Source organism: Kitasatospora sp. NPDC038210, assembly GCF_055600605.1.
Map to the genome: position 1 here is coordinate 36411 of NZ_JBVJYK010000035.1, position 26648 is coordinate 63058.

Consider the following 26648-nt stretch of genomic DNA (forward strand, 5'->3'; position numbering starts at 1 on the left):
TGCGTCATCACCGACGTACGTCATCGAGGCACGTCCCGGCCGCGGGTTGCAGCGGCACTGTCACCACCGACAACGAGGGCGGAACCATCGTGCGCAGGAACACCAGGGGCAAGAGGATCGGCATCGCCGGCTGTCTGCTGGCCGGATTGGCGGCGGCCTGCGTCGTCGCGGCCCCGGCAGCCGAGGCGCAGTCGGCGTCGCCGGCCCGGGTCGAGGGCATCAACTGCTCCACCCCGACCATCGGATTCCTCAACAACCAGTGGTACTACGGCATCTCGTGCTCGGGCTGGGGCACCACCAAGTGGTGGGTGAACGTCAGCTGTTCGGACGGCTCCTACCGGAGCGACGGCCCGCACACCGACTTCCTGAACGTCCTCCTCTACTGCCCGCCGAACACCACCGTCACCAGGGGCTGGGTCAGCTACACCCCGTGAGCCGAGCCCTCGGGCCGTCCCAGCGGATCTGACCCCGACCCGCGCCGACACCGGCGCGAGCCACCCCGGTGGACGGTCGACGCAGCACGCCGCACCACACAGCACGCCGCACGCACCGCACCGCACAGCGCGCGGCACGCGGCACGCGGCACGCGGCACGATGCCGTCGACCGTCCACCACCCACCCGGCGCCGACCGCCGTGACATGCGCACCCCGGGCCCCCTGAGCGGAGCGCGCGCCACTACGGTGGACCGATGGCATCGATCAAGCACGTCCAAGTCACCTTCGACTGTGCCCAACCCGAGCGCGTCGCCCGTTTCTGGTGCGAGGTGCTGGGGTACGTCGTACCACCGCCGCCGCCGGGGTTCGCCGACTGGGACGCCTTCAACCTCTCCCTGCCGACGGAGCGTCAGGGTTCGGCGTTCGCGTGCGTGGACCCCTCGGGCGTGGGCCCCCGCCTGTTCTTCCAGCGCGTTCCCGAGGGCAAGGTCGTCAAGAACCGGGTGCACCTCGACGTCCGGGTCGGCACCGGTCTGGTCGGCGAGGAGCGCCTCGCCGCCCTGGAGGCCGAGTGCGCACGACTGTTGGCACTCGGCGCGGTGCGCGTGCGGCTCCTGCGGGCCGACGGCTTCAACGAGTCGTGCATCGTGATGCAGGACGTCGAGGGCAACGAGTTCTGCCTCGACTGACCGGCTCTCCCGGCTGAGCCCGGTCCGACCGGGTCGGGCTCAGCCGCCCCTACGCTCAGCCGCCCCGGCGCTCGGCCACGGCGACCAGCGCCACCCTGGGGACCTCGGCGATCCAGCCGCCGGCGGCCGGGCGCACGAAGGGCCGCGCGGGCGCCGCGAGCGGGCCGCAGAGCTGCGCGAGGTGCGCGGTGTGGTCGAACGCGTCGGCCAGCAGCTCCCAGCCGGCGTCGGTGCCGAGGTCGTCGAGGTGGTCGGCGAGCCCGAAGGTCGCACCGAAGTGGGCCACCACGGCGGCCTTCGCCCCGTCAGGGGTTGCCGCGCGGAGCGTGATCGGGTCGTAGACGTCGACCAGGCGCACCGCGACGGGATGCGGCGCGAACAGGTCGAGCAGGTCGATGCGGCTGAAGTGCCGGTAGTCGTGGCGGATCGCGGCACGGGGGTCGACGACGGTGCGGAAGAAGTCGGCCATCGGGCTGTGCGGCTCGAAGTCGTGCAGGACGACCCGGCCGCCGGGGCGCAGGACCCGGACGGCCTCGGCGACCACGGCGGGGCGGGCGGCGGGCGGGATGCGGTGGGTGCCGTAGGCCAGCAGCACCGCGTCGACGGTCCGGTCGGCCAGCAGCATCCGGTCAGCGGCCTGGCGCACGGCGGGCAGGCCGTGGGCGAGGGCTGCGGCCACCATCGGTCCGGAGATGTCACCGGTCAGCAGCCGCAGCCCGTCCGGCACCTGGTCCGGGCGCAGGGCCGAGGCGCGCGCCAGCAGTCCGTCCCCGCCCAGCGCGTCCAGCACCAGCGCCTGCGCCGCGCCGCCGCTCCGGGCCTGCGCCCCGCGGCCACTGCGGGCCTCCGGCACGGCCAGGCGCAGCAGCTGCCGGGCGCCGGTCCAGCGCACCAGCGGATCCCGGTGGGCGCGCCGGTGGGAGTCGCCCCGCCCGCCGCTGTCCGGGGCGAACTCGTTGGTCCACGCGCGGAGCCGGTCGGCCGTGGTGGCCCCGTCGACCCGTCCCGGGTCGAGCAGCCGGTGCCAGCCCGGATGCCGGTCCGCGAGGTGGCCGAGGTACTGCTCCACGGTCATGTCGGGAAGGTAGGACGGCGCGGGCACGGGCGACTCCTTCGTCGGCTGCGGGGGCACCCCATGCCTGCCCGCCCCCGCGCCGGGCACACCCCGCTCTCGGGCGCACGCGCTCCGCGCGGACCGGCCGGGCGTGCTCCGGGAGGGCGCCACGGTGCGCCGGACCCTCCCGCTCGACGGGAAGGCCGACGGCTGCGTACGCCCTCGCACCGCGGCCGTGCCGGCACGACCGACCCCCACCCGGCAAGGGGTATGCGTTCGAATACCACCAACCGGCGACTTCCGCCCTGAACACTGATGGTTGCGTACAGAAGCGGTGCCCGTGCCGTCGGGTGTGCGGCCGTCAACCGGACACGGCCGATGGCAGATGAGCGAAAGGCAGAAGCCATGACCATGATCCAGACCGGCAAGCTGCAGCTGAACTTCGAGATCCGCCTGAACGAACTCGTCGGCACCGGCCGGACCCTGTCCAACGGCCCGCGCACCGCCGAGACCGTCGGCTGGATCGCCGGCACCGTGTGGCCCCGCATCCCCCGCGGCCCGGCACCGGCACCGGGCCGCCGGGGGCTCGCCACGCGCGGAGCGGGACATCCGCGGTCCGCGTCACCTGCGACGGGCGCGGGCCAGCGCCCGCCCGCCGAGGACGGTGCCGGCCAGGCCCAGCAGCATGGCGACGTACGCCCCGCCGAGCCCGTTCCCGGTGCCCAGCCCGCCGTCGGCGGTGGCCGCGACCAGCGCGCCGAGGGCCGTCCCGACCGGGCCCGCGACCAGTGCCAGCCCGGCTCCGAGCGGCCCGTTGGCGGTGCCGAGGCGGCCGGCGGGGCGGGCCAGCGCCAGCCCGGCGACCGTCACGGCGGCCAGGGCCAGCAGCGCGGCCGTGATGGCGCCGATCCGCCCGGCGCTCAGGGTGGTGATGCTCGCGGCGAGCGGCAGGTGGGGTACGGGCATGGCGTGACCTCTTCCGACGACGGGCTGTCGCCCGAGCATGCCCGCTCGTCCCCGCCCCGGTCGTCCGGCGGGCGCAGGCACTTCGTCCTGCTGTCGGCGCCGTAGCGACCGGGCGGATACCGCCGACGCGGTAGTCGTCGATCATCCGCAGGCAGGAGCCGCCCACGCGGCCACCCGGCTAGGGTGCGCGCATGGGAAGAGGACGGGCCGGGCGCCGGGCCGCGGTCATCGACTGGGCGATCGCCGTCGGTGTGGCGACGACACTGCTGGTCGCCGGGCTGACCGGGCAGCGCTCCGACACGGCCTCCGTACCGCTCGGAACCGGGCTGCTGGCAGCCGGCGGCTTGGCGCTGGTCGCGCGGCGCCGGGCCCCGCTGCCGGTCCTGGCCGTCACCGGACTGTGCGCGGCGGGCTACCAGGCGGCCGGGTTCGACGTCCCCGCCGTCGCCTACCTCTTCGCGGTGTACGCGGCCGTCCGGGCGGGCCACCGTGCCGTCACCGCGGCCGCGAGCGTGGCCATGCTGGCCGTGCTCCCGCTGGCCGCGCTGGCCTCGGGGCTGCACGACACGGGCCGGGCGCTCGCGCAGGCCCGGGGCGCCCTCGAAATCGCCTGGCTGGTCGCGGCCGGCGCCGCCGGGGAGGCGCTGCGGCAAGCCGAACGGCGGGCGGACGAGGCGGAACGCAGCCGGGAGGAGACCGCGCGGCGCCGCGCCGACGAGGAACGGCTGCGGATCGCACGGGAGTTGCACGACTCGCTCACCCACCAGATCTCGGTCGTCAAGATCCAGAGCGATGTCGCCGTCCACGTGGCCCGCAAGCGCGGCGAGCAGGTGCCGCAGGCCCTGCTCGCGATCCAGGAGGCCGCGCGCGAGGCGAGCCGTGAGCTGCGCGCCACCCTGGAGGCGCTGCGCGACGACGACACCGCCCCGCCGCGCGGGCTCGACGACGTTCCCGAACTGGTCGAGCGGGCCCGGACGTTCGGCCTGGACGCGAGGCTGGTGATCGAGGGGCGGCTCCCCGACGTCCCGGCCGCGGTGGACCGGACGGTCTACCGGATCGTCCAGGAGGCGCTCACCAACGTCGCCCGGCACGCGGACGCCGCCACCGCGACCGTCCGGATCGACTGCCGGCCGGACGTCCTCGTGGTCCGCGTCGACGACGAAGGCCGGGGGACCCCGGCCGCCGCCCCGGTGCCCGGCCTGGGGCTGATCGGCATGCGCGAACGCGTCACCGCCCTCGGCGGGCACCTGTGCGCCGGACCGCGCGGCGGGGGCGGCTTCACCGTCCGGGCCCACCTCCCCGTGGACCGGACACCGTGATCCGGGTCCTGCTGGTCGACGACCAGCCGCTGATCCGCAGCGGATTCCGCGCGCTCCTGGCACTTGAGGACGACATCGAGGTGGTCGCCGAGGCCTCCGACGGTGCGCAGGCGCTGGCCCTGGCCCGGGAGCACGTGCCCGACGTCGCCCTCGTCGACGTCCGGATGCCGGGCGTCGACGGCATCGAGGCGACCCGGCGGATCGCCGCCGACCCGGCCCTGGCCGGGGTGCACGTCGTCATCCTGACCAACTACGGCATGGACGAGTACGTCCTGGAAGCGCTGCGTGCCGGTGCCGCCGGGTTCCTCGTCAAGGACGTCGAGCCGGACGACTTCCTGCACGCCGTCCGCGTCGCCGCGCGGGGCGATGCCCTGCTCGCGCCCTCGATCACCCGCCGACTGATCGACCGGTACCTCGCTCGGCCGCCCGTCACCGGTGCGTCCTCCGTCACCGGGCTGGAGGAACTGACCGGCCGCGAACGCGAGGCGGTCACCCTCGTCGCCCGCGGCCTGTCCAACGACGACATCGCAGGCAGCATGGTGATCAGCCCGCTGACCGCGAAGACCCACGTCAACCGGGCCATGGCCAAGCTCGGCGTCCGCGACCGGGCCCAGCTCGTCGTCCTCGCCTACGAATCGGGCCTCGTCGCCCCGGGCGGCGTCTGAGCGCCGCGGCCGGCGGCCCGCGCCCGGCCGCTAGGCGGGCTTGACCGACACCGGCCAGTGGCCGCCCGGGAACTGGCTGTTGTCGACGGCGTTGCCGTGCAGCGCGGCCATCTCCTTGGCCTGGGCGCCGAGCAGCACCATCAGGGCGCTGACCGCGGCGACGATCACCGTGGTGTTGACCCCGGCCTCCTCAAGGATGATCAGGAAGCCCGCCCAGGAGAAGACCACCGAGCCGAGCGACGCGATCGCGGCGATGGTGGCGCCGATGAACTTGACCAGGACCAGTGCCAGCGCGAGGTAGAAGGTCAGGCCGGCCGCCGCGCAGATCTCCAGCGAGGTGGAGGTCTTGTCGCACGTCCCGCCCAGCAGGGTGGCGGCTGCCGCCTGGCGCGGGATCTCCTTGCCGTAGGCGTCGGCCGCAGGGCCCTTCCACTCCCCGGTCGAGCCCAGCACCTGCGGCTGGAGTTGGCCGGTCACACCGTTCGCCAGGCCGCGCAGGGTCTCCCACTGGAAGCCGTGGACCATCATGTAGACGGGAGCGGCAGCGCCCTCCAGACACTCCTTGATCTTGTTCAGGATCCAGGCGCCGATCTCGCAGATCTTCTTCCCGAACCAGATCACCTTGTCGGCCAGCCAGTCGGGCACCCACCACCGGTCGGCGGCGTCGTTCGCCTTGCCGGGCACCGAGTCGAGCTTGGCCGACAGGTCGCCCAGGCCCGAGGTCAGCTTGTCCACGGTTGCCTGGTACTGCGCCGCTTGGAATGCCACGTCGATAGCTCCGCTTCAGTTGCCGGTTATTGCCGTGAGGTTGGCCGAGGTCTTCTGCTCGTGGTGGTCGTAGTTGTCCGCCACCGTGCGCAGGCCGTCGGCGACCGCCTTGAGGTTCTGCTGTCCCTCCAGGGAGCGGTCGTGAACGGCCGTCAGGACCTCCGCGTAGGCGTTGACGACGAGCTGGAAGACGCCCGCCTGGAAACGGTCCATCGACATCGAGCCGACGGACGCGGCGATCTTGCCCAGCTCGTCGCTCTGCTTGTCCCAGAGCCCGGCCTCCATGCGGAGTGTTTCGGTCGTGACCTTGAAGCCGTCGTCGGCCATGGTGTCGCTCCCTTCCTGGGTCGTCCGGCCCGGCGGCCGGTCCGCGTTACGAGTTGTGGAGCTTGCTCGGGTCCGCGAGCAGGGCGAGGGCCTCGCGCAGCATCCGGTCGGTACCCGCGGCGGCCTCCTCCTGGGCGGACCGCACGGCGGCGGCGAGGTCGGTACGGGCCTTCGCGAGGGCGGCGGCCAGCGCGTGGTTCAGCGCGGCGGTGCCGGTCTCGGCCGCCCACCGCCCGTCCGGTTCGCAGGACACCAGTCCACCGCGCGAGAGCACCACGGTCACGTGCCCGCCCTCGTCGCAGCCGCGGCCCTGCACGGGGACGCCCGGTGCGCCCGCCCGGTCGAGCGCCGTCAGCACGTCCTCGGCCAGCTGCTCCAGCGGCCGGGGGGTGACCTGGCTGACGTCGCCGACCGCAAGGGTCAGGTCGAGTGCGGGCTCGGCCACGGCGCCCGCCGACGCACCGTCGTCGGGCAGCCGGTCCGGTACGGCAGCCCAGGCCGCCTGCCCGGCGTCCTGCTGCCAGACCGACAACCGGTTGACGGCGGCGGCCTGCCCGGCCTCGACCGCCGCGCCGCCGAGCGCCTCCGGTGACAGCCGCTGCTGCCAGCCGGCCTCGACCGTGATCGACAGCGGGAGGTCCTCCGGGCCGAGCACGACGGTCACCGAGCCGGTGCGGTCGGTGCCCTCGGAGCGCTGGGGGAGGATGTCGCGGGTCTCGGCGAGCGCATGGGTGAGGTCGCCCAGGAAGGCGCTCATCTGCTGCAGGTCGCGCAGCGGGTCGTTCATCGCACGGGCCTCTCGTACCGACGGCCCGGGTCCCGGGGCGATCGGTTGACGTGGTGGGAGACGGTCAGGAACGCGTGGTCGCGGCGAGGGTCAGCTGGTTGCACAGGAGGGCCAGTGCGACGACCGCACCGACGAGCAGCCAGCCGCTGGAGGAGACGTGGGAGTCACCGAGGAAGAGGGTGGCCGCGACCACCGCCGCCAGGCCGGCGGCTCCGCCGACCACGGCGGACGCACGCCTGACGCCGCGTACCGGAACCGGGCGGCGCACCGCGACGAGCACGGCCGCTGCGGTGACGGCGGCCACCAGGTACAGCGTCGTGTCCACCCACCAGGCGGGCGCCCATGACCTGCCGTGCCAGATCACCAGCGGGCAGAGCAGCAGCGGGCACTCGGCCATCACTCCGAGCAGCACGGTCGTCGTCCGGTCGGCGTGCTTCGATCGATTCTTGTCACTCACGTGGGACCCCCGTCTCCGGCCGTCACTATACATTCGGGGCGACCGGCCACGGCATGGAGCATCATTATTGACATTCCGTCACACAAGGCTCCCGCGGTTCTCGGGGGCGCCCCCGCTCCGGTCGCACGCACCGCGTCAGTCCACGGCGACAAGACCCGGCCGGTGTCCGCCGGCCGCGGGGCCTGGCCTGCGGCCCGCCCGCTTGGCACGGTGGGAGGCGCCGCCCCGGGAGGGTCCCGGCGGGCGGTGCCTGGAAGGACGGCGATCACGGTGAACGTGAACTCCAAGGGACGGTACGGGGATTACCAGAACGAGATCTACTTCGACGGGCTCTCCGGCGTGCTGCCGACGATGCCGATGACCTTCCCGGAGCTGGAGGCGCGGGCCCACGCCGCGCTGCCGCCGTCGGTGCTCTCCTACGTCGCCGGCGGCGCCGGGGACGAGTCCACCCAGCGGGCGAACGTGTCGGCGTTCGAGCGGTACGGCCTGGTGCCGCGGATGATGGTCGGCGCCACCGAGCGGGACCTGGGCGTCGACCTGTTCGGGCTGAAGCTGCCGTCGCCGCTGTTCATGGCGCCGGTCGGGGTGATAGGGCTGTGCGCGCAGGACGGCCACGGCGACCTCGCCACCGCCCGCGCCGCCGCGCGGAGCGGCGTGCCGATGGTCGCCTCGACGCTGACCGTGGACCCGATGGAGGAGGTGGCCGCCGAGTTCGGCGAAACCCCCGGCTTCTTCCAGCTCTACACGCCCACCGACCGGGCACTGGCGGAGAGCCTGGTGCACCGGGCGGAGGCGGCCGGCTTCAGGGGCATCGTCGTCACCCTGGACACCTGGATCACCGGCTGGCGCCCGCGCGACCTCGCCACCGGCAACTTCCCTCAGCTGCGCGGCCACGCACTGGCCAACTACACCTCCGACCCGGTCTTCCGGGCCAGGCTCGCCAAGGCGCCCGAGGACGACCTTCAGGCGGCCGTCGTCGAGTGGGTGCGGATCTTCGGCAACCCGCTGACCTGGGACGACCTGGCGTGGCTGCGGTCGATCACCGACCTGCCGGTCATCCTCAAGGGCATCTGCCACCCCGAGGACGTCCGCCGGGCGAAGGACGGCGGCGCGGACGCGGTCCACTGCTCCAACCACGGCGGCCGGCAGGCCAACGGCGGGCTCGCGGCGATCGACCTGCTGCCCGACGTGGTGGAGGCCGCGGACGGGCTGCCGGTGCTGTTCGACTCCGGCATCCGCACCGGCGCGGACGTCGTCAAGGCACTGGCCCTCGGCGCCACCGCGGTCGGCGTCGGCCGCCCGTACGCCTACGGCCTGGCGGTCGGCGGCGTGGACGGCATCGTGCACGTGCTGCGCTCGCTGCTCGCCGAGGCCGACCTGATCATGGCCGTCGACGGCTACCCGACGCTGGCGGACCTGCGCGCGCAGGGCGCGATCCGCAGGCGCTGACGCACCGCCGACCGCATCGGCCCGGCCCCCGACCGGGGGCCGGGCCTTCGGCGTTCGCGGCCCGGGGCCGCGCCGGATCGGGCGGTGGCTGCGCCGGAGCCGGGCCGGCTGGGCGGCCGACTGGCGGTGGCCTCGCCGAGAGGCCGGGGCAAAACGCCTCCACGCCGCCCACGTCGACCGACCCCGGCACCGTCAACGAGCCCCTGCCCACCTTCACCGCCTCCCTCCCCTCCGGCCGCTGACGACCCGATCACCCGGAACCACCCCCCTCCACCCGAGAGACCGGGGCGAACGCCATCGCCGCCGTCCGGCTCAGAAAGGGTGGGGGCGAGCCCCGGTCAGTCGAGCAGGACGCCCGGGTTGAGGATGTGGTGGGGGTCGAGGGCGGTCTTGGCGGCGCGGAGGGCGAGGGCGAAGGGCTCGGGGCGCTGGCGGTCGTAGGCGGGGCGGTGGTCGCGGCCGACGGCGTGGTGGTGGGTGATGGTGGCGCGGTGGCGGTGGAGGACGTCGTTCGCGGCGGCCTTGATGTCGTCCCAGATCCGGACCTCGTCGCCCGGGCGGCCGGCGACGGCGACGGTGAAGTAGGGGGCGGCGCCGTCGGGGTAGACGTGGGTGAGGCGGCAGTTGACGGTGGCGGGGTGTCCGGTGGCCTTGCGGGCCGCGGCGGCCACCTCGGTGCGGACGTCGTCGATCAGGGCGGGGATCCTGTCCCAGGTGGCGGCGGTCTCGAAGGTCTCGACGACGGCGCCCATCCGGGCCAGGCCGTCGCGCAGGTAGGGCATGCGCAGGAAGGCCGAGCGCCAGGCGCTGACGGCCGGGTCGGTGTCGGCACCGGCGGGTTCGGTGCGGGCGTCGGCCGGGTTGGTACGGGCCGGGGCGCCGCGGTCGGGGCCGGGCGACGCGGTGCGGCCGCCGTGGGCGCGGGCGACGTCGAGGGCGCCGGCCAGGCGGTCGCGGACGGGGCCGGTGGCCGACTCGAAGCCCAGGACCAGCACGGTGGAGCCGTCGTGGGAGGCGCCGGAGAACAGCGCCTCGCCGGGGTCGAGCAGACGGCAGTTGGCCGGGGCGAGGTCGGTCCGGGCGATGGCGCGGACGGCGTCGAGCGCGCGGTGGAAGTCGCCGAAGGCCACCGAGGCGGAGGCTTTGTGGCGGGGACGTTCCTGCAGCCGCATCCAGGCTTCGGTGATGACGCCGAGCGCGCCCTCGGAGCCGAGGAAGAGGCGGTCGGGCGACGGACCGGCGCCGGATGCGGGCAGGCGCCAGGAGGTGCCGGCTCCGGCGGGCGTGATCACGCGCATGGACTGCACGAAGTCGTCGATGTGGGTGCGGACGGTGGCGTAGTGCCCGCCGGCCCGGGTGGCGAGCCAGCCGCCGAGGGTGGAGAACTCGAAGCTCTGCGGGAAGTGGCGCAGGGTCAGGCCGTACGGGCGCAGCCGGCCCTCCAGGACCGGCCCGAGTGCTCCGGCCTGGATGCGGGCGGCTCGGCCGACGGTGTCGATCTCCAGGACCCGGTCCATCGCGGTCAGGTCGAGCGACAGGACGGCGCGGTGGGCGTCGCCGCGGTACTCCACGCCGCCGACGACGGAGGAGCCGCCGCCGAAGGGGATGACGGCCACGCCGTGTGTGCCGGCCCAGTCCAGGAGGTCGGCCACGTCCTGGTCGCCGGTCGGGTGGGCGACCAGGTCGGGGATCCGGCCGGGCCGGCCGCGCAGGGCGCGGATGACGTCGCGGTAGGCCTTGCCCATCGCGTGGGCGGCGCGGGCCCCGGGGTCGGCGGTGACCAGGTGCGCCAGGGAGGGCGGGGGCGTGACGGCGGGGCGGGCGACGGCCAGGTCGGCGATGCGGGGCACCGGCAGCGGGCGGGCCAGGGTGCCGGGCAGGAGGGCTCCCAGCGCGGCGCATTCGGCGTCGTCGGGGTGGGCGTCGGCGTAACCCCAGCCCCACCAGGAGCGGGTGCGGGGGGAGCCGGGGTCGGACGGGGCGGCAGGCATGGCGGCGCTCCAGCGGGGTCCAAGGAATTTACCCAGTGGTAAATTACCCTAGGGTAAGATCGGTTCCATGACAACGCTCCCTTCCAAGGCCGACACCCGGGCCGGCACGCGGGCCGACACCCGGGCCGGCACGCGGGCCGACACCCGTACCGGTACCCGGGCCGGCACCAAGGGCGTGCCGCGGGCCGACCGCGAACGGCAGGTCCTGGCCGCAGCCACCGAGGAGTTCGGCCGCCACGGCTTCGAAGCCACCACCGTCGCCGCCATCGCCGCCCGCGTGGGCGTCACCAAGCCACTGCTGCACCAGTACTTCGGCAGCAAGCAGGACCTCTACCTCGCCTGCCTCGACCCGGTCGGCGACCGCCTGCTGCACGCCATCCGCACCGCGATGGCCGAACCGGACACCGACGCGCCGCCCACGCCCCTCCGCGTCCTGCACGCCCTCTTCGCCGCACTGGACGGGCAGCGCGAGGCATGGTTCGTCCTCTACGACCCGTCACTGCCGCCCGGCAGCGACGCCGCCCACCGCGCGGCCCACTACCGCGACGCCATCGACGACCTCGCCGCCGACGGCGCCGCCGGTCTCCTCCGGGCCGCCGGATCCGACGACCCCCTGGACGCCGACGCCCTCCGGTACGCCTGGCGCGGCCTGTGCACCGCCCTGGTCCGCTGGTGGATCAACCACCCCGACCAGTCGCCCGACGCCATGGCGCGACGCTGCGCCCGGCTCTTCTCCGCCGCCCGCTCCGTCGTGCCCGCCGACGGCGAACCCGCCTGAGCCGCACCGGCGTACCGGCGTACCGACGTACCGACCTGCGCGCACCGGCGCCCCCGGGCCGGGGCCGGCTGGTGCCAACCTCGCGCCGATCCGTCCTCCTGCGGTCAGGCCACGCCGCGGAACACGTACGCCGTCATCGGGGCGGTGACCGGCCCCGCGCCCAGACGGGCCGTCACCTCCGCCAGGACCGCGGCCCGGACGGACCGCCCGTCACCGCGCTCCTCGACGGCCGCACGCACCGGCGTCCCGGTGAGGAACCCGAGGGCGACGTCGGCGGCCGACGCGGCCCGGCCCTCCAGCGTCAGCTCCCGCTCCTCCTCCACCGAGAACCCGGCGGCCGCGAGGTCGACGGCCACGGCGGCGGGATCGGCGTAGCCGTGCGGGACGGTGGGGAGGAACCGCGGCGGGTCGACCGGAAAGGCCCGCTCCAGCCCGGCCTGGACGGCGGAATCGAAGGCGTGGCTGCCCAGCGGGCCCCAGGTGTTGAACAGGAACCGGCCGCCCGGGGCCAGCACCCGGCGGACCTCGGCGAAGGCCGCGATCCGGTCCGGGAAGAACATCACGCCGAACTGGCAGGCCACCAGGTCGAAGCCGCCGGCCGCGCCGGCCGGGAACGGCAGCCGCTGCGCGTCGGCCTGCCGCCACACCGCACCCGGGGCCCGGGCCGCCCCGAACGCCACCATGGCCTCGTTCAGGTCGGTGGCCGTCACCTCGGCCGACGGTGCCGCCGCGAGCAGCGCCGACGTCAACACGCCCGTCCCGGCAGCCAGTTCGAGGATCCTCCGGGGGTGGAGTGCCGCCGCTCGGGCGGCCAGGTCCTCGGCGAAGGGCCGGAAGAGCACCGGTGCGAGGTACTGCTCGTAGGCCGCCGGCATGGATTCGGACCACCGCCGGTCGGCATCGCTTGCCGTCATCCTCACGACGGTAGCGCCGCACCGGAAGGCCTCCGCCCCGCCGCGCCGCCGTACGGCCGGGCGGCCGGGCGGCCGGGCGGCCGGGCGGCCGGGCGGACCGCCGGGCACGGCACGACGCGCGGAGCCGGGCACGAGCGCGGCGCTGCCGGTGTCCGTGGACACGGCGTCAGAGCGGGCGGCCGCCGAGCCGGGGGCGGACTGCGAGCCGCTGGTACAGGACGCGGCGGGACCGGCGCTCGCGCGTGACGAGCCCGGCGCGGTGCAGGATCTGCAGGTGGTAGGAGACGGTCGCCGAGGCCAGGTACAGCCGCTGGGCCAGCTCCGCGGTGGAGCGGGGCTCGCTGAGTTCGGCCAGGATCCTCGCCCTCGTCGCGCCGATGAGCCGGTCCTCGCCCGACGGCGCGAGGCAGTCGGCCGGGGCCGCCGGATAGATGATCAGCGGGGTGCGCGGGGCGGGCGCCCCCGGCTCCCCGGCGCAGAAGATCGCCTGGTTGACGAAGACGCTGGGCACCAGGACCACCGCGCGGGCGTCCATCGTCAGACCGTGCGGGCTGCCGGGGCGCAGGCGGAGGGTCAGGCCGCCGTCGCACCATGCCAGGTTCGGCGCCAGCCGGTTGAGGGTGTCGGCGAGCCCGTGGTACGCGATCGCGGTGGCGCGGGTGCTGACGTCCGCCTCCAGCCGGGCCCGGATGCCGGGCCACGACGGCTCCAGCGCCGCGTGCCAGAACTGTGCCATCTCGTCGGCGAGGCGGTGCGCGAAGGACCGTTCGCCGCGGTCCAGGGCCTGGAGGAGCGGTCGTGGCGCCCCCTCGCCCGAGGCCGGATCCCACGGATGGCCGTTGACGGCCAACGCCAGCTCGTAGCCGATCCGTTCGGTGGGGGCGGTGGCGACCCGGTGCAGGGCCGCGTCGACGCTCGTCTCGAAGCCCTGCGACTCGGGCCGCAGGAAGTCCGGGGCGTAGCCGCACGGGCCGCCGCCGCCCACGGCACCCAGCAGGCCGAGCCGGTGCTGCACCAACGCTTCCCTGGTCCGGGCCCGCCACTCGGCGCTGAGCGCCTGCGGGGTCCGTCGGAGGGAGTAGATCAGGTCCTTCGCGGAGTCCAGCGGGGACACGGCGAACCTGACGCCCCCCAGGCCTTCGGCGCCCAGGTTGATCCGTATCACGGTCCGTTCCCCCTCGCACCGGAATGTGAAAACCATCGAATCATTCGACCGGCCCCACCGATCGGGGATTTCCTGGATTCACCGCACCAGCCCGCACCAGCCCCGTCCGTCCTGTCCGTCCGCTCCGCCCCGCACGCGGTCCCGGCGACACCGGCACGGGCGGCGCCGCTCGGCGCGATCGACTCGGGAGGCTCGGGAGGCTCGGGAGGCTCGGGAGGCTCGGGAGGCGGCTGCGGTCAGCCGTCGGGCTCCGCCCTCATCGGGGGTAGGGCGGAACCCGACGACCGGGCCCCTGCCGGACTGCGGCCCGGGTCAGTGGGTCGCCTCGACGGCGATGCCGACGAGGCGGAGGATCGCGTGGCCCCAGGCGGTGGCGGCGATCAGGACGCCGAAGACGACGGCGGTGAAGACGGTGAACGCCTCGTCGCTGCGGCTGCGGGCCTCGGTGCGGCGCCGGAGTCGGATGACGATGAGGATCGCGAGGAACGCCGTCGCGCTGATCGTGTACTGCACTGTCCGCCCTTGACACTGTGTGAGGAGCCGGTCACCCGGCGCATGCTGCCGTTCGGGTGAGCATGCCAGAGCGAGAGGCGGCCCGGGGCGGGTTTCGGGAAATCAGCCGGGTGCGAACGGCCCCGGCGGGCGCACGGCGCCGGGCATCGAACGCGGACGTTCGGACGACGGCCCGGGAGGGGACGGCCCGTGCCCGCTCGGGGGTTCGGGCAACGGGCCGACCGTCTCCAGCGTGCGGTGCGCGAGCGCTCGGCGCATCCGCGGCTAGGCCGGCAGGTGACGCAGCGACGAAGCGGGACAGCGCGGGCACGGCACTGGAGGCACCGGCGAGGCAGCCGGTGCGGGCGTGGCGTGGCCACGGCCACGCACCTGCCCCGGAGGTTGGCGCTCTCGTGGCCCGACGCACTCTGTGCGGCGCTCGCCCGCGGCGGACGGCACGTCGTGCGCTACGACCTGCGCGACAGCGGCACGTCGACGACCGTTGACCCCGAGGCTCCGGCGTACACGCTGCGCGAGATCCCCGGCGCGCGGCCGCCCGTGCTCGAACAGGCCGCGACCGCGATCCCCGGTGCGGCCGCCGAGGAGATCGCCGCGGCGATGATCACGCTCTGATCGTCAGGAAGCCGGTCGGACGATCCAGAAGCGGGACTGGACGTACGCGGCGCGGCTGGGGTCGTCGGCCGCGACGTGGAGCGGGGTGTGGAGGCAGAGGACCCGGCCGCCCAGCCTCTCCTGCTCGGCCGCCAGCCACCGGGACTGCCAGAGCATCGCGGCCGCCACGCCCGCCAGGAACATGCCGATCGGGGTCCCCGTGGCATAACTGGCCGCGAGTCCGATCGCCAGGACGAGGAGCAGCGGCACGGTGAGGCCACGGGAGAGCAGGTCGAAGGTCTTGTCCCTGGCGACCGTCTCGGCGGTCGGCGGCGGAGGGGCCAGCTGCTCCAGCCGCGTCTCGTACCAGGGCCGACGGGCCTTCAGGTAGCTGAAGAACATCACCACGAAGAGGATCACGCCGACCAGCACGCCGTGCACCGGGTCCGACCCCTGGTCCGCGGCCGTGAAGGCCGGCACACAGCTCACCAGGCTCACGGAGAGCAGCAGAACCGCCTGGATCCGTACCGACTCGACGAGACCCACCAACCTCAGACCACTGCTCACGAAACCGTCCCCCGCCATTCGACCAAGATCGTCGGAATCGTAGCGGGCATCGGCCGCCCACCGGCACGCCGGGGCCGCGGAAGGCGGAGGCGACGTGAGGCCGGGGCGCGGGGCGACAGGGAGCGGCGCAGGTCGGCGCGGGTCAGTCGGAGTCGGGCAGGCCGCGGAGCTCGGTGTCCCAGTCGATGAGGTTCCCCTCCGTGCCCTGCGGGACCAGTGCGAAGGTCTCCCGGCGCAGCCAGCGGCGCACCTGTCGGGCCGGGAGGTCGATCAGGACGGTGCCGTCGTGGCCCCGCAGCATGATGCGCAGGGCAGTGCGGCCGTGGCAGGTGCAGGGCGGCCAGATGCGGACGTCGCCGAGGCCGACGGGCTTCTGCAGCCCCTCGCAGAGGAGGTCGCGGGCGAACTGCCAGATGCCTCCGTCGGCCGCGGGCCCGAGGAATTCGAGGGCGACGGCGAGCGGGTCGTCGGCGTGGTACTCGAAGCGCACGGGGATGTCGACGGACCGGTGCTCGCCGAGGACGAGCCGGGCGTCGAGGAGGAGCTCGGTGCTGGCGGCGTCCGGGCGGGACTGGGGGCTGGGCAGCGGCTGGGGGACGGGCACGGGTGCTCCTGTGTCGGTATCGGTATCGGTGATGGTGTCGGTGTCGGTGGCGGGACAGGGACCGGCCGTACGGGGTGACGGGCGCACGGGCGGGATGCCGTTCCCGACCCGGGCGGGGCCGGGCGATCCGACGGCGACGACGGCGACGACGGTGGCGGCGGTGGCGGCGTGGGCTCCCGCCCCGGGCTCTGCGCACCGCCCGGAACCAGGGAAGACGGATCCGCGGACCAGGCTAGGAAGCGATCCCGGTGAAGGTGTCCGGCCCGTGCACCGGCACGTGTCGATCCGCGCACCGTTGCGTCGATGCCGCCACGTCGGGTGCGCCCACCTGCTCGCGACGGGTGCGCCCAGCGGCTGGACCCGGTGCGCCGTCGGAACAGGCGCCGGGCCTGCGTCTTCCTAGTCTGATGCCGCTTCGCACACCGCTCCGGCCGGAGCGGTGTGCCCACGCCTCGCCCCGCAGAGCTTCGAGGGCTCCGTAGAGCTTCGCAGAGCTCCGTAAAGCTTCGAGAGCTCCGTAGGGCTCCGTAGGGCTCCGTAGGGCTTCAGAGAATCCGAGGACTCGACAATGACGACCCCTGACCCTCCCACCGTCGTGCTCGTGCACGGCGCCTTCGCCGACGCCTCCAGCTTCGCCCGGGTCATCCCGCAGCTGCTGGCCGACGGGCTGAACGTGGTGGCGCCGGCCGTGCCGAACCGCAGTCTGGTCGGCGACTCCGCCTACATCGCCTCGGTGGTCCGGCGGATCCCCGGACCGGTCGTGCTGGTCGGCCACTCCTACGGCGGCGCCGTGATCACCGTGGCGGGCGCCGAGGAGAACGTGCGGGCGCTCGTGTACCTGGCGGGCTACGCGCTGCAGGAGGGGGAGAGCCTGGGCGAACTGCAGGGCAGCTTCCCCGACTCCGAGCTCGCCTCCGCCCTGGTCTACACCCCCTTCCCGATGCCGGGCGGGGACGGCGAGGGCACCGACGTCTCGGTCGAGGTCGACCGTCTTCCGGCCATCTTCGCGGCCGACGTCGACCCGGAGCTGGCCCGCGTCCTCGCCGTCTCGCAGCGGCCGCTCGCCGCCGCCGCATTCGGCGAGGCCGCGCCCACCGCCGCCTGGAAGACCAAGCCGTCCTGGGGGATCGTCGCGACCGCCGACCGGACCATCAACCCCGACGTCCAGCGGTTCGGCTACGGCCGAGCCGGCGCGACCGCCGTCGAGGTCGACTCCTCGCACCTGGTCATGCTCGCCCACCCCGAGCGGGTCGTCGACGTGATCCGCGAGGCCGTCCGGACCGTGACCGGCTGACCCCGCCGACCGGCGGCCTCCCCGGACCCACTCCCCTTCCCACCCCGAGAACCCCAGGACCACCATGACCAGCCAGCCACACCTCCACCAGCACGGCCCCGAGATCCAGGAGTTCGGCACCGTCGCCCAGCTGCCGATCGCCCTCTCCCACGACGCCCGCCAGTACTCGTGCCAGCGGCTCAACCGGGTCCTCGCGGACACCCAGTTCCTGTACGCGCTCTACAAGAAGTGCCACTGGGGCATGCGCGGGCCGACGGCGTACCAGCTGCACCTGCTCTTCGACAAGCACGCCCAGCAGCAGCTGGAGCTGGTCGACGCGCTCGCCGAACGGGTGCAGAGCCTCGGCGGCGTCGCCGTCGGCGACCCCCGCCACGCCGCCCTGATCACCGGCGTCCCGCGCCCGCCGGACGGCATCGAGGGCGTGCACTCGATGCTCTCGCGGCTCCTGGACGCGCACGAGACCATCCTCGCCGACACCCGCGACGCCGCCACCCGCACGGCCGGGCTCGGCGACGACGGCACCCAGGACCTCCTGGTCTCCCAGGTCATCCGCACCGGCGAGACCCAGGTCTGGTTCCTCGCCGAACACCTCGTCTCCCCCGACGCGGGAGCCTGACCCCGGTCCGGCCCGGTCCGGCCCGGGCCGGTCCGGGCCGGTCCGGACGACCGCGATCCCGACCCCGGCCTGTCCCGTTCGACGAGGGCCCGGCCGGGGTCGTCCCGGCCTGTCCCGTCCTGTCCTCCGGCTCCGAGGCTCCCGGCTCTCAGAACAGGGCGTCCTGCTCCGTGGCCGACGGCGCGGCGCACCGCTTGGGCGGCCGGCCGGCCGCCAAGTCCAGGCCGAGGAGGGTGTGCCACCGGCCGGCTGCGCACCCGTCGGACAGCAGCCGGGCCAGTACCCGGGCGGTGACCTCGACGTCCGGCATCGCCCGGTGGCGGCCGACCGGCTCGGGGATGCCGTAGTGCCCGAGCAGGGCGTCCAGCCGGTAGGAGCCGAGCCCCGGCAGGACCGCCTCGGCGAGGCGGATCGTGTCCAGGAGCCGGGTGCCCGCCAGGACCGGGCAGTGCGCGGCCCGGTGGGCGATCAGCCCGGCCTCCGTGGCGGCGTGGTGGGCCACGATCCGGTACGGCGGGCCGGTCAGGTGGGCGTCGAGGCGGGCCATCACCTCGGCGGCCGGGGCCGCGTGGGCGAGCAGCTTCGCGGTGATGCCGGTCTGCCGTACGTCCCACGCGGTGACGGGGACGTCGGCGGGCGGGCGGATCAGTGCCTCGAACCGTCCCGCCTCGACGAGCCCGCCGCCGGCAGGGCGCAGCGCGAGGACCGCGACCTCGATCGGCTCGGCCGGACGCCCGGCGGGCGTGAGCGCCTCGAAGTCCACCACCAGGAGGGTCAGTTCGGCGAAGCGCGGGTCACGCGTCAGCTGTTCCACGCCGCCCCGTCCTGGCGGATCGTCCGCGCCCGCTGCCGGATCGGCGCGCGCCCGCACCGCCGTTCACCACTCGCCCCGCACCGGTACCGCCCCGTGCAAAACGCGGCCCGCCGCCCGGTGCGCTTCGAGCCACCGGGTGAAGGCGTCGACCCGCGCCCCGGGATCCGCTCCGCCGGGCTCGACCGACTCGTCCGGGCCGGCCGGGCGGGTCGGCGGCGGCACGATGACGACCACGGCCTCGCCCCGCTCCTCGGCGGCCGTCAGCCAGCGGGTCGACACCTCGACCCGTGAGCCCGGCTCCCACCCCTGGCGGCCGCCGACCAGCACCAGCCGCTCGATCCGGCCGTCGGCGACCTCGATGGCGCCGGTCGTCACCGGCGGCTCACCGGCGGCGACCACGAAGCCGCTGTCGATCGCGGCCTCGACCAACTCGGTGTGGAGGTCCGTACCGACCTGCACGATCAGCTCCGCGACCGGCGGCCCCTGCGCCACGTGGCGCACGACCAACGCCCACACCACCGGCCCCTGGGCCCCGCCGCCGTCCGTCCCGCTCGCCATGCCCGTTCAACGAGCCGCACCCGCCGGACGCCCCCGGGTTCACCCGTCCGGGGGACGGGGCGGGGACAGGGGGGTCGGGCCTCGGCGGCATACACGCACCGGATGGCATCCCGAATAGTCATCTTATTAACCGGTACAGGTGATTTCGGCGCTCTTGTGTATCCTCCGACAACTACCATCCACTGTTTGTGACCGCACGTCAGAACACCTCAACGGAACGGGAGTCCGCCGACGTCGTCGTCCTCGGTGCGGGGCCCGCCGGGCTGACCCTCGGAAACATCCTTCACGCACACGGGATCGACTGCGTCGTCCTCGAACGCGCCGAACGGGCGGCCCTGCAGGTCCGGGCGCGGGCCGGGTTCCTCGCCCCGAACACCGTCCGCACCCTGGAGCGCCACGGCCTCGCCGACGGCCTGCTGCGGCACGGCCGCCCGCACGGCGCCTGCGAGTTCCGCACCGACACCGGCACCTTCCGGCTGGACTACGACCGGCTCGGCCATCGCGAGCACCACACCGTCTACCCCCAGCAGGACCTGGTCACCGACCTGTTGGCGCACTACCTGGACGCCGGCGGGCGGATCCGGTTCGGCGCCGAGGCCCTGGCCGTACACGACGCCGACGGCCACCGGCCCACGGTCGACGCCCGCGACGCGCAGGGCCGCCTCACCCGCTGGCACGCCCGGTATGTCGCCGGGTGCGACGGGCGCCACGGCGCGGCCCGACGCTCGCTGCCCCCGGGCGCGCCGCGCCACCACCGCGACCACGGCATCAGCTGGCTCGGACTGCTCGCCGAAGCGCCCCCGAGCCTCGACACCGTCGGCTACGCGACCCACCGCCGCGGCTTCGCCGGGCACATGGCCCGCACGCCGGACGTCACCCGCTACTACCTGCAGTGCGAACGCGGCACCCCCGCCGACGCCTGGAGCGAGGAACGCGTCTGGGACGAACTCGACCTGCGGATGCGCTCCGCCGACCACGGACCGCTGCGCCGCGGCAGGATCCTCCAGAGCGCCGTCGTCGACCTGCGCTCCGACGTCGTCGAACCGCTGCGCCACGGCTCGCTCCTGCTGGCCGGCGACGCCGCGAGTCTGATCAGTCCCTCCGCGGCGAAGGGCGCCAACCTCGCCGTGCTGGAGGCCGAACTCCTCGCCCTGGCGCTGGTCGACGACCTCGCGCACGGTGACGCCGCGGCGCTCGACCACTACTCCCGGCGGTGCCTGGCCCACATCTGGCGCGCGCAGGAGTTCTCGCACTGGATGATCCGGCTGCTGCACACCGACTCCGGCGCGGTCTCGGGCCCGGACGACGAATCGTTCTTCCACGAATCCATGCGGCGCTCGCGCCTGGAATCCCTGCGCACCTCGCGCGCCCACCAGGACTGGTTCGCCGAGAACTACGTCGGCGTGTGACCCCGTCTGTTCCCGCCCCGCACCTGTTCCCGCCCCGCACTTGTTCCTGCCCCCACCTGTTCCTGCCCCTCCCCCGGCACCGCAGTCCGAACCGCCGGGACCCGACCACCGGAAGTAGGACGCCCCCGATGACGGCAACACCCCTGACGACTGCGCCCCTGACGACTGCGCCCCCGCCAGTGCTGCCGGCGCCCCCGGACGACGCTGCCCGCCTGCGCGAGGCGGCCGCGTTCGTCGAGGAACAGGACACCGCCACCCTGCTCCGCCGCCTGCTGCCCGGCCTCGCCGGCCCGGAGCTGCGGGCGCTGGCGGACCACTGCCGCTTCGCGCACGCCGCACTGCTCGTCTTCCCGCCCGACGAGTCGACGCTCCGCGCCCACCTGGCCGCCTGCGGGCTGGCCCCGGACACCCCCTCGTACCCGAGCACCGTCGTACGGCAGCGCCTGGCCCGCCGGCACGGGCGCGCCGAGGCCGAACTCGACGTCAGGATCCTGCGCCCGCCGGTGCCCGGGCCGCGCCGGGAGCAGCGCACGGTCGAGGTGTTCGCGCTGACCGTGCCGCCGGGCTCGGACCTCGCCACGATCGCCGCGCACGAACGCGCCCACCGGCACGAGGCGCACGTCGCCTTCGAGGTCGCCCGCCCGGACCCGCTGGTGCTGAGCGGCCTGTGTTCGCTCCTGGTCCGGTACGGCGCCGTACCGGACGGCGGCGGGTACAACCCGCACGAGGACGGCACGGTCCTCTACTTCGCCGCCCCCGCCCACGCCACGGCCGGGTACCGGCGGGTGGAGCTCCACGCCCGGGGCGACCACCCGACCGTGCTCGCCGCCCACCTCGGCGCGGAAGGCGCGGAACGCGCGGCCGGTGCGGCCGGTTCGGAAGGCGCGGAAGGCGCGGAAGGCGCGGAAGGCGCGGAAGGCGCGGAAGGCGCGGAAGGCGCGGAAGGCGCGGAAGGCGCGGAAGGCGCGGAAGGCGCGGGCGCAGGGAACACGGGGGCCGGACACACCGGCACGGACCGGACGGCCGAAGCGCTCCTGCAGCTGCTGACCGGCGCCTGGACCACCCAGGCCCTGGCGGTCTGCGCACAACTGCGGCTGCCCGACGCCCTGGACACCCGCACCCCGGCGGGCCCGCAGGCACTGGCCCGTACGGTCGGAGCCCACCCGCGCAGCCTGGCGACCCTCCTGCGCTACCTCGCGATGGTGGGCGTGACGGCCCGGGAGGGGGACGGTTTCCGGCTCACCGAGCTCGGCGCCCTGCTGCGCACCGATGCCCCCGGCTCGATGCGGCCGCTGGCCCTGATGTACGGCGGCCCGTTCTACCGTTCCTTCGGCGCCCTGGGTCACACCGTGCGCACCGGCGAGGCCGGCTTCGACCACCTCTTCGGCGAGAACCACTTCGAGCACTTCGCCCGGACCCCTGAGCTCGCCGAGCTGTTCGACCGGTCGATGGCCGCGAGCTCGCGGATGTTCGAGCCGGTCCCCTCCCACCCGGTCCTCGTCGCCGCGGACGGAGGGGCGCGCCCGGCCACCGTCGTCGACGTCGCCGGTGGCAACGGCGAACTCCTGGGACGCGTCCTGGCCGCGCACCCGCGCCTGCGGGGCGTCCTGCTGGAACGCCCGCACGCCGTGGACGCGGCGCGCCGGCTGCTCGACGCGGCGGGCTGCGGCGAGCGCTGCACCTACCGCAGCGGCGACTTCGCGGACGTCCCGCCGGGCGCGGACGTCTACCTGCTGTCCCGGGTGCTGCACGACTGGGACGACGCGCGCTGCCGCGAGATCCTGCGCCACTGCGCCCGCGCCATGCCCGCCCACGCCGACCTGCTCGTCATCGAACGCCTCCTGCCCGAGGACGGCTCGACCTCCCTGGCGACGGCGTGGGACCTCCACATGATGTGCAACACCGGCGGCCGCGAACGCCGCGCCGACCACTACGCCCGCCTGCTGGCCGACGCCGGCCTCCGCCTGGTGGACCACTCGCCCCTGCCGCTGGGCGCCGCCGTCCTGCACGCCCGCAGGGCCGTCAGCGGACCCGATCGGGCGGGGGGAACCGCGTGATCTCCTCGTCGAGCCAGGTGTAGGCCTCCAGGTAGGACAGGTAGCCGGCGTGGGCGAAGACGAGCACTCCGCCGATGAACAGCCCGTCATCGCCGAGGACTTGGGCCTCTGCGACGACGGAACCACCGGTGACGGGAGCGGCCTGCGCGAGGGTCTCGTCCAGCCCGAGCCCGATGCTGGCGCAGGAGCACGTGCAGTGCCCGGTCACCCGCAGGTGCGGGATCTGCGCCCGCAGCGCGCGGTGGGCGGGGGTGTCGCCGCTGAGGAGTGCCTCCAGCAGCTCGACGGCTTCCGCGGGTACGCGATCACTGGTCGTGCTGGTTTCCATGACCCGACCTGACCAGCCGACCAGGTCGGACGTCAAACGGGATTCCGGCACATGCGGTGCCCCACCCGGTCCCGCGGCCACGCGGTCATCGCGGCCACGCGACCCACCCGACGGCCCTGCCGCGGGACTTCCCAGGGTTCGAGGACGGACCCTACGCCAGGCGGGCCGTGGCCAGGGCCAGCGCGCGGTCGAGCGCGTCCCCGGCGTCGCACGGGACGTCGGGGCGCACGCCCGTCCCCTCCCAGTTGGTGCCCGAGACGGCGTTGACGCCACGCGCGACCGGCACGGAGAGCTCCAGGTGCGGGTGCACCGTCCAGCCCTCGCGCGGGTGGGCGCCGCCGCGGGTGGTCTCGCCGACGATCTCGGCGCGCTTCAACTGCTGCAGGTCGTAGGCGAGTTCCTCGCCCGCGGAGAACGTGTCCCCGCTGGTGAGCACGTAGAGCGGCTTGCTGCCGCCGAAGCGGGCGCCCGGCACGAACGAGGGCGTCCAGAACTGCTCGGCCACCTCACCCTGACGCTTGAGCAGGGTGTGGAGATGGGTGCGGCCGTCGATCAGGTAGCCGCAGACGAAGGCGACCGTGTTGGGGTCGCCACCGGCGTTGCGGCGCAGGTCGATGATGAGGGCGCGGGCCGGGGCCACCAGGGAGAGCGCCGCGGTCAGTGGCTGCGCCGCCCAGTCCAGCGGGAACATGTGCGGCGCCAGCTCCAGGAGCGCGACCCCGCCGTCGAGGAGTTCCACGCGGGGCACCCCGCCCAGGGAGTCGTCGAACTTCCGCCGCATCTCGACCATCACCGCGGCACCCCGGTGCTCCGGCACCGGCTCCGCGTGGTACTTGAGCGCCAGGTGGAGGTCGCCGTTGACGGACCGCAGATCGGCGGTGACCGCATCGGCCAGCTCCTCGGCGGTTCCGACCGGGTAGGCGCCCTCGGAGCTGCGACGCCGCAGCAGGTCCGCCAAGTCCCGGGCGGCATCGGGGAAGACGTAGTTCTCGGCAACCAGGGCGGCGATGGACTCGACGGCGGTGGCGGTGGCAGCGGTGTCCAGCGCGGGAATCGCGGTGATGGCAGTCATGGGATGGAAGTAGACCAGCGACTTGCCAAAGCGTCAACAGCACTTAACACTTGATTCCGTGAACCAGCCATCAGCAGACGACGCCCAGCAGATCGACACACCCCTGCAGCACGCCGCGCTCGCCCACCCCCTGCGCCAGCGCCTGCTCTTCGCCCTGAGCGGCCAACCGTCGACGATCAGCAAGCTGGCCGCACAGCTGGGAGTGAACAAGGGCAGCGTCTCCCACCACCTCAAGGTGCTGCGCGAAGCGGGACTGGTCCAGGAGGGCGGGACCCGGCAGGTCCGCGGCGGCACCGAGCAGTACTACCAGCGGACCACGGAGCGCCTCAACGTCGCCGAGCCCCAGGCCGACGGCATCGCCGCCCTGTTCGGTGCCGTCGCCCAGGAGGTGGGCCGCTCCCCCGTCGAACACACGTTGTCGCTGCGCCACATCCGGCTCAGCCCGGCCAAGGCGGCCCGACTGGCCGAGGCCCTGGCCCGACTGGTCGACGAGGCGGAGGAGGACTCGCCTGACGAGCCGATGCACGGCGTGCTGGTGACGCTCTACCAGCAGGCGGGCCCCACACCGCGCCCCCGCCCCTGACCACCCCACCCACACCGCAACCCCGCCCCCGACCACCCCGCCCCGGCATCCGGTCCGGCATCCGTCCGGCAACAACGGACCTGTCAGCGCCCACCGCGCGTCAGCCAACGGTCCGACGAGACCAACGATCCGGTGATCGGAAAGGAACACCCCAGGCGTCGGCCTCAGCGTCCGTCGCGGACCACCGCCAACCCGCCGACCCGGGTCGTGATGCCCGCCGGCCCGCGTCGGGCCGAGGCGAGCACGCCGGCCGGTCGACCGAGGGTGTCACCCTGCTCCACCTCGATCGCGACCGCCTGCACGCCCGTCGTGTCGAGCAGGTGGGCGGCCAGGCAGCCGGTGGCTGCCTGCCAGTCCCTCCTTCGGGGGTTGACGCGCATCCACGGAGCTGGTGAAAAGTCGTCGCGCTGGGCACCTCTGGGCACTAGCGTGCGGCGGCGTGGACGTGGAAGATCCCAAGGACTTGGTCCGGCGCGGGTATGACCTGCTGTCGACGCGCTATGAGCGCGCATTCGGCAGCGAGACGAAGTACGGCTCGTGGATCGGGCAGCTGCTTGACCGGATCCCGGATGCGGCCACGGTCTTGGATGTCGGGTGTGGGACCGGTGTTCCGGTGGCCCGCTCGCTTGTCACGGCCGGTCACCGCGTCACTGGTGTCGACATCAGCGAGGTCCAGATCCGCAGGGCCCGGGAACTGGTGCCGGATGCCGACTTCATCCGGGCTGACGCCACGGCTCTGGAGCTTCCGCAGGAGAGCTTCGATGCTGTGATCTGTTTGTATGCGCTGATCCACATTCCGTTGGAGGAACAGCCCGCCCTGCTGGAGCGGATCGCTTCGTGGCTTCGGCCGGGGGGATGGTTCCTGGGCACGACCGGGCACCAGGCCTGGACCGGGACTGATGAGGACTGGCTCGGCGGCGGCGTCGCGATGTGGTGGAGCCATGCGGACGCCGCCACGAACCGCTCCTGGCTCGTGGAGGCCGGCCTCGACGTGGTCCACGAAGAGTTCGTGCCCGAGGGGAAGAGCGGCCACGCCCTGTTCTGGGCTCGGCGAACCGCAGTGTGAACGGGTGACGCTTGGCCGACTCTCCCCCGGGCGGGCGGTCCCGCCGGACCCGCTCGGGAAGAGTCCTCGTTCCGCCTCACCGCGTGATCACCCCCCGAAGGACTTCCGGAGCCGACCACTCAGCCCGGACGGGCGTTCGGCGCGGAACGGGAGCGGGGCAGCGAGGTGGCTTTCCCCGGCGTCCGAATAGCGCGGAGGAACCGGTACAGCACCGGCCGGCCGCCGCTCCACGGACCGGTGGCCCGAAGCAGGTGCCAGCGGAGTGCGGGGCCGCCGCACCCAGAGGATTCGGATCGGGCACGTGGAACAGCACGCAGAGACGGACACGGTCGTCCTCATTCACGGCCTCTGGACGACACCCCTCTCCTGGGAGCACTGGGTCGCGCGCGCTACGAGGCGCGCGGCACGAACGTGCTCACGCCCGGCTACCCGGGCATCCAGCGTCAAGCACTCTCAGGCGATCACCGCCTGCAAGCTCCTCGACGGCCGCAGCCACTACACCTGCGCTGAGGACGGCTGGGAGGCCGTCGCCGGCCTGGCGCTCGACTGGGCCCTGGCGCCCACGCCCGGAGTGCTCGGCGTGTCCTGACCCACCCGTTCCGCGTGGCACCCCGACGGAGCACGGCCGGTGTCCTGACGGAGACGAGCACCGTCCGACACCGGCGTGCGGTACTGCCGAGGCCTTCCACCTTCGGGGCGCGCGACGCCGGTCGGACCCTAGTGAGCTGGTTCGGAGTCGGTTCGTCGCCACATGAGTTGCCGTGCGTACCGAGTTCCGGGGAACGGCTGCGGCCGGGACTGCGAGCGCGGTG

The 26648-nt window shown here is 74.3% G+C and carries 31 protein-coding genes; 14 read left to right on the forward strand and 17 right to left on the reverse strand.

What is annotated here, in order from left to right:
* Positions 1-89 precede the first annotated feature (89 nt).
* Both ACZ7KX_RS38415 and ACZ7KX_RS38420 read left to right on the forward strand, forming a co-directional pair.
* On the forward strand, positions 90-434 hold the full coding sequence (locus ACZ7KX_RS38415) for a hypothetical protein (protein ID WP_350520412.1): 345 nt from the start codon (positions 90-92) through the stop codon (positions 432-434).
* A gap of 255 nt (positions 435-689) precedes the next feature.
* Complete coding sequence (locus ACZ7KX_RS38420) at positions 690-1124, forward strand: VOC family protein (protein ID WP_350520411.1); 435 nt, start codon at positions 690-692, stop codon at positions 1122-1124.
* 55 nt (positions 1125-1179) lie between these two features.
* On the opposite strand, the gene ACZ7KX_RS38425 is transcribed toward ACZ7KX_RS38420, so the two are convergent.
* Together ACZ7KX_RS38425 and ACZ7KX_RS38430 are read right to left on the reverse strand one after the other, a co-directional pair.
* On the reverse strand, positions 1180-2226 hold the full coding sequence (locus ACZ7KX_RS38425; protein ID WP_470330577.1) for a class I SAM-dependent methyltransferase: 1047 nt from the start codon (positions 2224-2226) through the stop codon (positions 1180-1182).
* Positions 2227-2799: 573 nt separating this feature from the next.
* A complete protein-coding gene (locus ACZ7KX_RS38430; protein WP_470330578.1) occupies positions 2800-3144 on the reverse strand; it encodes a DUF6223 family protein in 345 nt (114 codons plus the stop codon).
* A gap of 191 nt (positions 3145-3335) precedes the next feature.
* Between ACZ7KX_RS38430 and ACZ7KX_RS38435 the strand changes: the two genes are divergently transcribed.
* Complete coding sequence (locus ACZ7KX_RS38435; RefSeq protein ID WP_470330579.1) at positions 3336-4463, forward strand: sensor histidine kinase; 1128 nt, start codon at positions 3336-3338, stop codon at positions 4461-4463.
* Complete coding sequence (locus ACZ7KX_RS38440; protein WP_470330580.1) at positions 4460-5128, forward strand: response regulator; 669 nt, start codon at positions 4460-4462, stop codon at positions 5126-5128. Before ACZ7KX_RS38435 ends, ACZ7KX_RS38440 begins: the two co-directional genes overlap by 4 nt.
* 30 nt (positions 5129-5158) lie before the next feature.
* Here ACZ7KX_RS38440 and ACZ7KX_RS38445 read toward each other — a convergent pair whose 3' ends face one another.
* The 4 genes from ACZ7KX_RS38445 to ACZ7KX_RS38460 all read right to left on the reverse strand — a co-directional run bounded on the left by ACZ7KX_RS38445 (position 5159) and on the right by ACZ7KX_RS38460 (position 7467).
* Positions 5159-5896 carry a hypothetical protein gene (locus ACZ7KX_RS38445; protein ID WP_470330581.1) on the reverse strand — a complete coding sequence of 246 codons (738 nt, stop codon included), beginning with the start codon at positions 5894-5896 and terminating at the stop codon, positions 5159-5161.
* Positions 5897-5911: 15 nt separating this feature from the next.
* Positions 5912-6223: a hypothetical protein gene (locus tag ACZ7KX_RS38450; RefSeq protein ID WP_470330582.1), complete on the reverse strand. Its 312-nt coding sequence runs from the start codon at positions 6221-6223 to the stop codon at positions 5912-5914.
* Between the two features lie 46 nt (positions 6224-6269).
* Positions 6270-7010, reverse strand: coding sequence for a hypothetical protein (locus tag ACZ7KX_RS38455; protein ID WP_470330583.1), 741 nt, complete (start codon positions 7008-7010; stop codon positions 6270-6272).
* A 64-nt stretch (positions 7011-7074) separates the two neighbouring features.
* Entirely contained in the window at positions 7075-7467 is a 393-nt protein-coding gene (locus ACZ7KX_RS38460) for a hypothetical protein (RefSeq protein ID WP_470330584.1), read from the reverse strand.
* A 270-nt stretch (positions 7468-7737) separates the two neighbouring features.
* On the opposite strand from ACZ7KX_RS38460, the gene ACZ7KX_RS38465 reads away from it, so the two are divergent.
* Entirely contained in the window at positions 7738-8916 is a 1179-nt protein-coding gene (locus ACZ7KX_RS38465; protein ID WP_470330585.1) for an alpha-hydroxy-acid oxidizing protein, read from the forward strand.
* A 338-nt stretch (positions 8917-9254) separates the two neighbouring features.
* On the opposite strand, the gene ACZ7KX_RS38470 is transcribed toward ACZ7KX_RS38465, so the two are convergent.
* Positions 9255-10907 carry an FAD-binding oxidoreductase gene (locus ACZ7KX_RS38470; RefSeq protein ID WP_470330586.1) on the reverse strand — a complete coding sequence of 551 codons (1653 nt, stop codon included), beginning with the start codon at positions 10905-10907 and terminating at the stop codon, positions 9255-9257.
* Between the two features lie 67 nt (positions 10908-10974).
* On the opposite strand from ACZ7KX_RS38470, the gene ACZ7KX_RS38475 reads away from it, so the two are divergent.
* A complete protein-coding gene (locus ACZ7KX_RS38475; RefSeq protein ID WP_470330587.1) occupies positions 10975-11685 on the forward strand; it encodes a TetR/AcrR family transcriptional regulator in 711 nt (236 codons plus the stop codon).
* Positions 11686-11789: 104 nt separating this feature from the next.
* Here the strand turns inward: ACZ7KX_RS38475 and ACZ7KX_RS38480 are convergent, their stop codons facing one another.
* The 3 genes from ACZ7KX_RS38480 to ACZ7KX_RS38490 form a co-directional block, all read right to left on the reverse strand.
* Complete coding sequence (locus tag ACZ7KX_RS38480) at positions 11790-12599, reverse strand: class I SAM-dependent methyltransferase (protein ID WP_470330588.1); 810 nt, start codon at positions 12597-12599, stop codon at positions 11790-11792.
* 166 nt (positions 12600-12765) lie between these two features.
* On the reverse strand, positions 12766-13764 hold the full coding sequence (locus ACZ7KX_RS38485; RefSeq protein ID WP_470330589.1) for an ArsR/SmtB family transcription factor: 999 nt from the start codon (positions 13762-13764) through the stop codon (positions 12766-12768).
* A gap of 312 nt (positions 13765-14076) precedes the next feature.
* Positions 14077-14277 carry a hypothetical protein gene (locus tag ACZ7KX_RS38490; protein ID WP_470330590.1) on the reverse strand — a complete coding sequence of 67 codons (201 nt, stop codon included), beginning with the start codon at positions 14275-14277 and terminating at the stop codon, positions 14077-14079.
* A 351-nt stretch (positions 14278-14628) separates the two neighbouring features.
* On the opposite strand from ACZ7KX_RS38490, the gene ACZ7KX_RS38495 reads away from it, so the two are divergent.
* Positions 14629-14889, forward strand: a complete 261-nt coding sequence (locus ACZ7KX_RS38495; RefSeq protein WP_470330591.1) for a hypothetical protein — start codon at positions 14629-14631, stop codon at positions 14887-14889.
* Positions 14890-14892: 3 nt separating this feature from the next.
* Here the strand turns inward: ACZ7KX_RS38495 and ACZ7KX_RS38500 are convergent, their stop codons facing one another.
* Positions 14893-15435 carry a hypothetical protein gene (locus tag ACZ7KX_RS38500; RefSeq protein ID WP_470330592.1) on the reverse strand — a complete coding sequence of 181 codons (543 nt, stop codon included), beginning with the start codon at positions 15433-15435 and terminating at the stop codon, positions 14893-14895.
* 142 nt (positions 15436-15577) lie between these two features.
* Complete coding sequence (locus tag ACZ7KX_RS38505; RefSeq protein WP_470330593.1) at positions 15578-16039, reverse strand: SsgA family sporulation/cell division regulator; 462 nt, start codon at positions 16037-16039, stop codon at positions 15578-15580.
* A 568-nt stretch (positions 16040-16607) separates the two neighbouring features.
* Here ACZ7KX_RS38505 and ACZ7KX_RS38510 point away from each other — a divergent pair.
* Both ACZ7KX_RS38510 and ACZ7KX_RS38515 read left to right on the forward strand, forming a co-directional pair.
* Positions 16608-17333, forward strand: coding sequence for an alpha/beta fold hydrolase (locus ACZ7KX_RS38510; protein WP_470330594.1), 726 nt, complete (start codon positions 16608-16610; stop codon positions 17331-17333).
* Positions 17334-17397: 64 nt separating this feature from the next.
* Positions 17398-17949, forward strand: coding sequence for a Dps family protein (locus ACZ7KX_RS38515; RefSeq protein ID WP_470330595.1), 552 nt, complete (start codon positions 17398-17400; stop codon positions 17947-17949).
* Between the two features lie 148 nt (positions 17950-18097).
* Here ACZ7KX_RS38515 and ACZ7KX_RS38520 read toward each other — a convergent pair whose 3' ends face one another.
* Both ACZ7KX_RS38520 and ACZ7KX_RS38525 read right to left on the reverse strand, forming a co-directional pair.
* Positions 18098-18763, reverse strand: a complete 666-nt coding sequence (locus ACZ7KX_RS38520; protein WP_470330596.1) for a 3'-5' exonuclease — start codon at positions 18761-18763, stop codon at positions 18098-18100.
* Between the two features lie 63 nt (positions 18764-18826).
* The gene (locus ACZ7KX_RS38525) at positions 18827-19321 is read right to left on the reverse strand and encodes a hypothetical protein (protein WP_470330597.1); all 495 of its coding nucleotides are present in this window, start codon (positions 19319-19321) and stop codon (positions 18827-18829) included.
* Positions 19322-19509: 188 nt separating this feature from the next.
* Between ACZ7KX_RS38525 and ACZ7KX_RS38530 the strand changes: the two genes are divergently transcribed.
* Positions 19510-20730 carry a 4-hydroxybenzoate 3-monooxygenase gene (locus tag ACZ7KX_RS38530; protein ID WP_470330598.1) on the forward strand — a complete coding sequence of 407 codons (1221 nt, stop codon included), beginning with the start codon at positions 19510-19512 and terminating at the stop codon, positions 20728-20730.
* Positions 20731-20858: 128 nt separating this feature from the next.
* Positions 20859-22787 (forward strand): methyltransferase, encoded by a 1929-nt coding sequence (locus ACZ7KX_RS38535; protein ID WP_470330599.1) that lies wholly within the window; start codon positions 20859-20861, stop codon positions 22785-22787.
* On the opposite strand, the gene ACZ7KX_RS38540 is transcribed toward ACZ7KX_RS38535, so the two are convergent.
* Together ACZ7KX_RS38540 and ACZ7KX_RS38545 are read right to left on the reverse strand one after the other, a co-directional pair.
* Positions 22753-23115, reverse strand: coding sequence for a hypothetical protein (locus ACZ7KX_RS38540; protein ID WP_470330600.1), 363 nt, complete (start codon positions 23113-23115; stop codon positions 22753-22755). The two genes, ACZ7KX_RS38535 and ACZ7KX_RS38540, sit on opposite strands and share 35 nt — an antisense overlap.
* 151 nt (positions 23116-23266) lie before the next feature.
* A complete protein-coding gene (locus ACZ7KX_RS38545; RefSeq protein WP_470330601.1) occupies positions 23267-24187 on the reverse strand; it encodes a S41 family peptidase in 921 nt (306 codons plus the stop codon).
* Positions 24188-24245: 58 nt separating this feature from the next.
* On the opposite strand from ACZ7KX_RS38545, the gene ACZ7KX_RS38550 reads away from it, so the two are divergent.
* Entirely contained in the window at positions 24246-24770 is a 525-nt protein-coding gene (locus tag ACZ7KX_RS38550; RefSeq protein ID WP_470330602.1) for an ArsR/SmtB family transcription factor, read from the forward strand.
* A 164-nt stretch (positions 24771-24934) separates the two neighbouring features.
* Here ACZ7KX_RS38550 and ACZ7KX_RS38555 read toward each other — a convergent pair whose 3' ends face one another.
* Positions 24935-25150: a hypothetical protein gene (locus ACZ7KX_RS38555; protein WP_470330603.1), complete on the reverse strand. Its 216-nt coding sequence runs from the start codon at positions 25148-25150 to the stop codon at positions 24935-24937.
* Positions 25151-25209: 59 nt separating this feature from the next.
* Here ACZ7KX_RS38555 and ACZ7KX_RS38560 point away from each other — a divergent pair, with 59 nt between their 5' ends.
* Together ACZ7KX_RS38560 and ACZ7KX_RS38565 are read left to right on the forward strand one after the other, a co-directional pair.
* Positions 25210-25836: a class I SAM-dependent methyltransferase gene (locus ACZ7KX_RS38560; RefSeq protein ID WP_470330604.1), complete on the forward strand. Its 627-nt coding sequence runs from the start codon at positions 25210-25212 to the stop codon at positions 25834-25836.
* A gap of 301 nt (positions 25837-26137) precedes the next feature.
* Positions 26138-26425, forward strand: a complete 288-nt coding sequence (locus ACZ7KX_RS38565; protein ID WP_470330605.1) for a hypothetical protein — start codon at positions 26138-26140, stop codon at positions 26423-26425.
* Positions 26426-26648 lie beyond the last annotated feature (223 nt).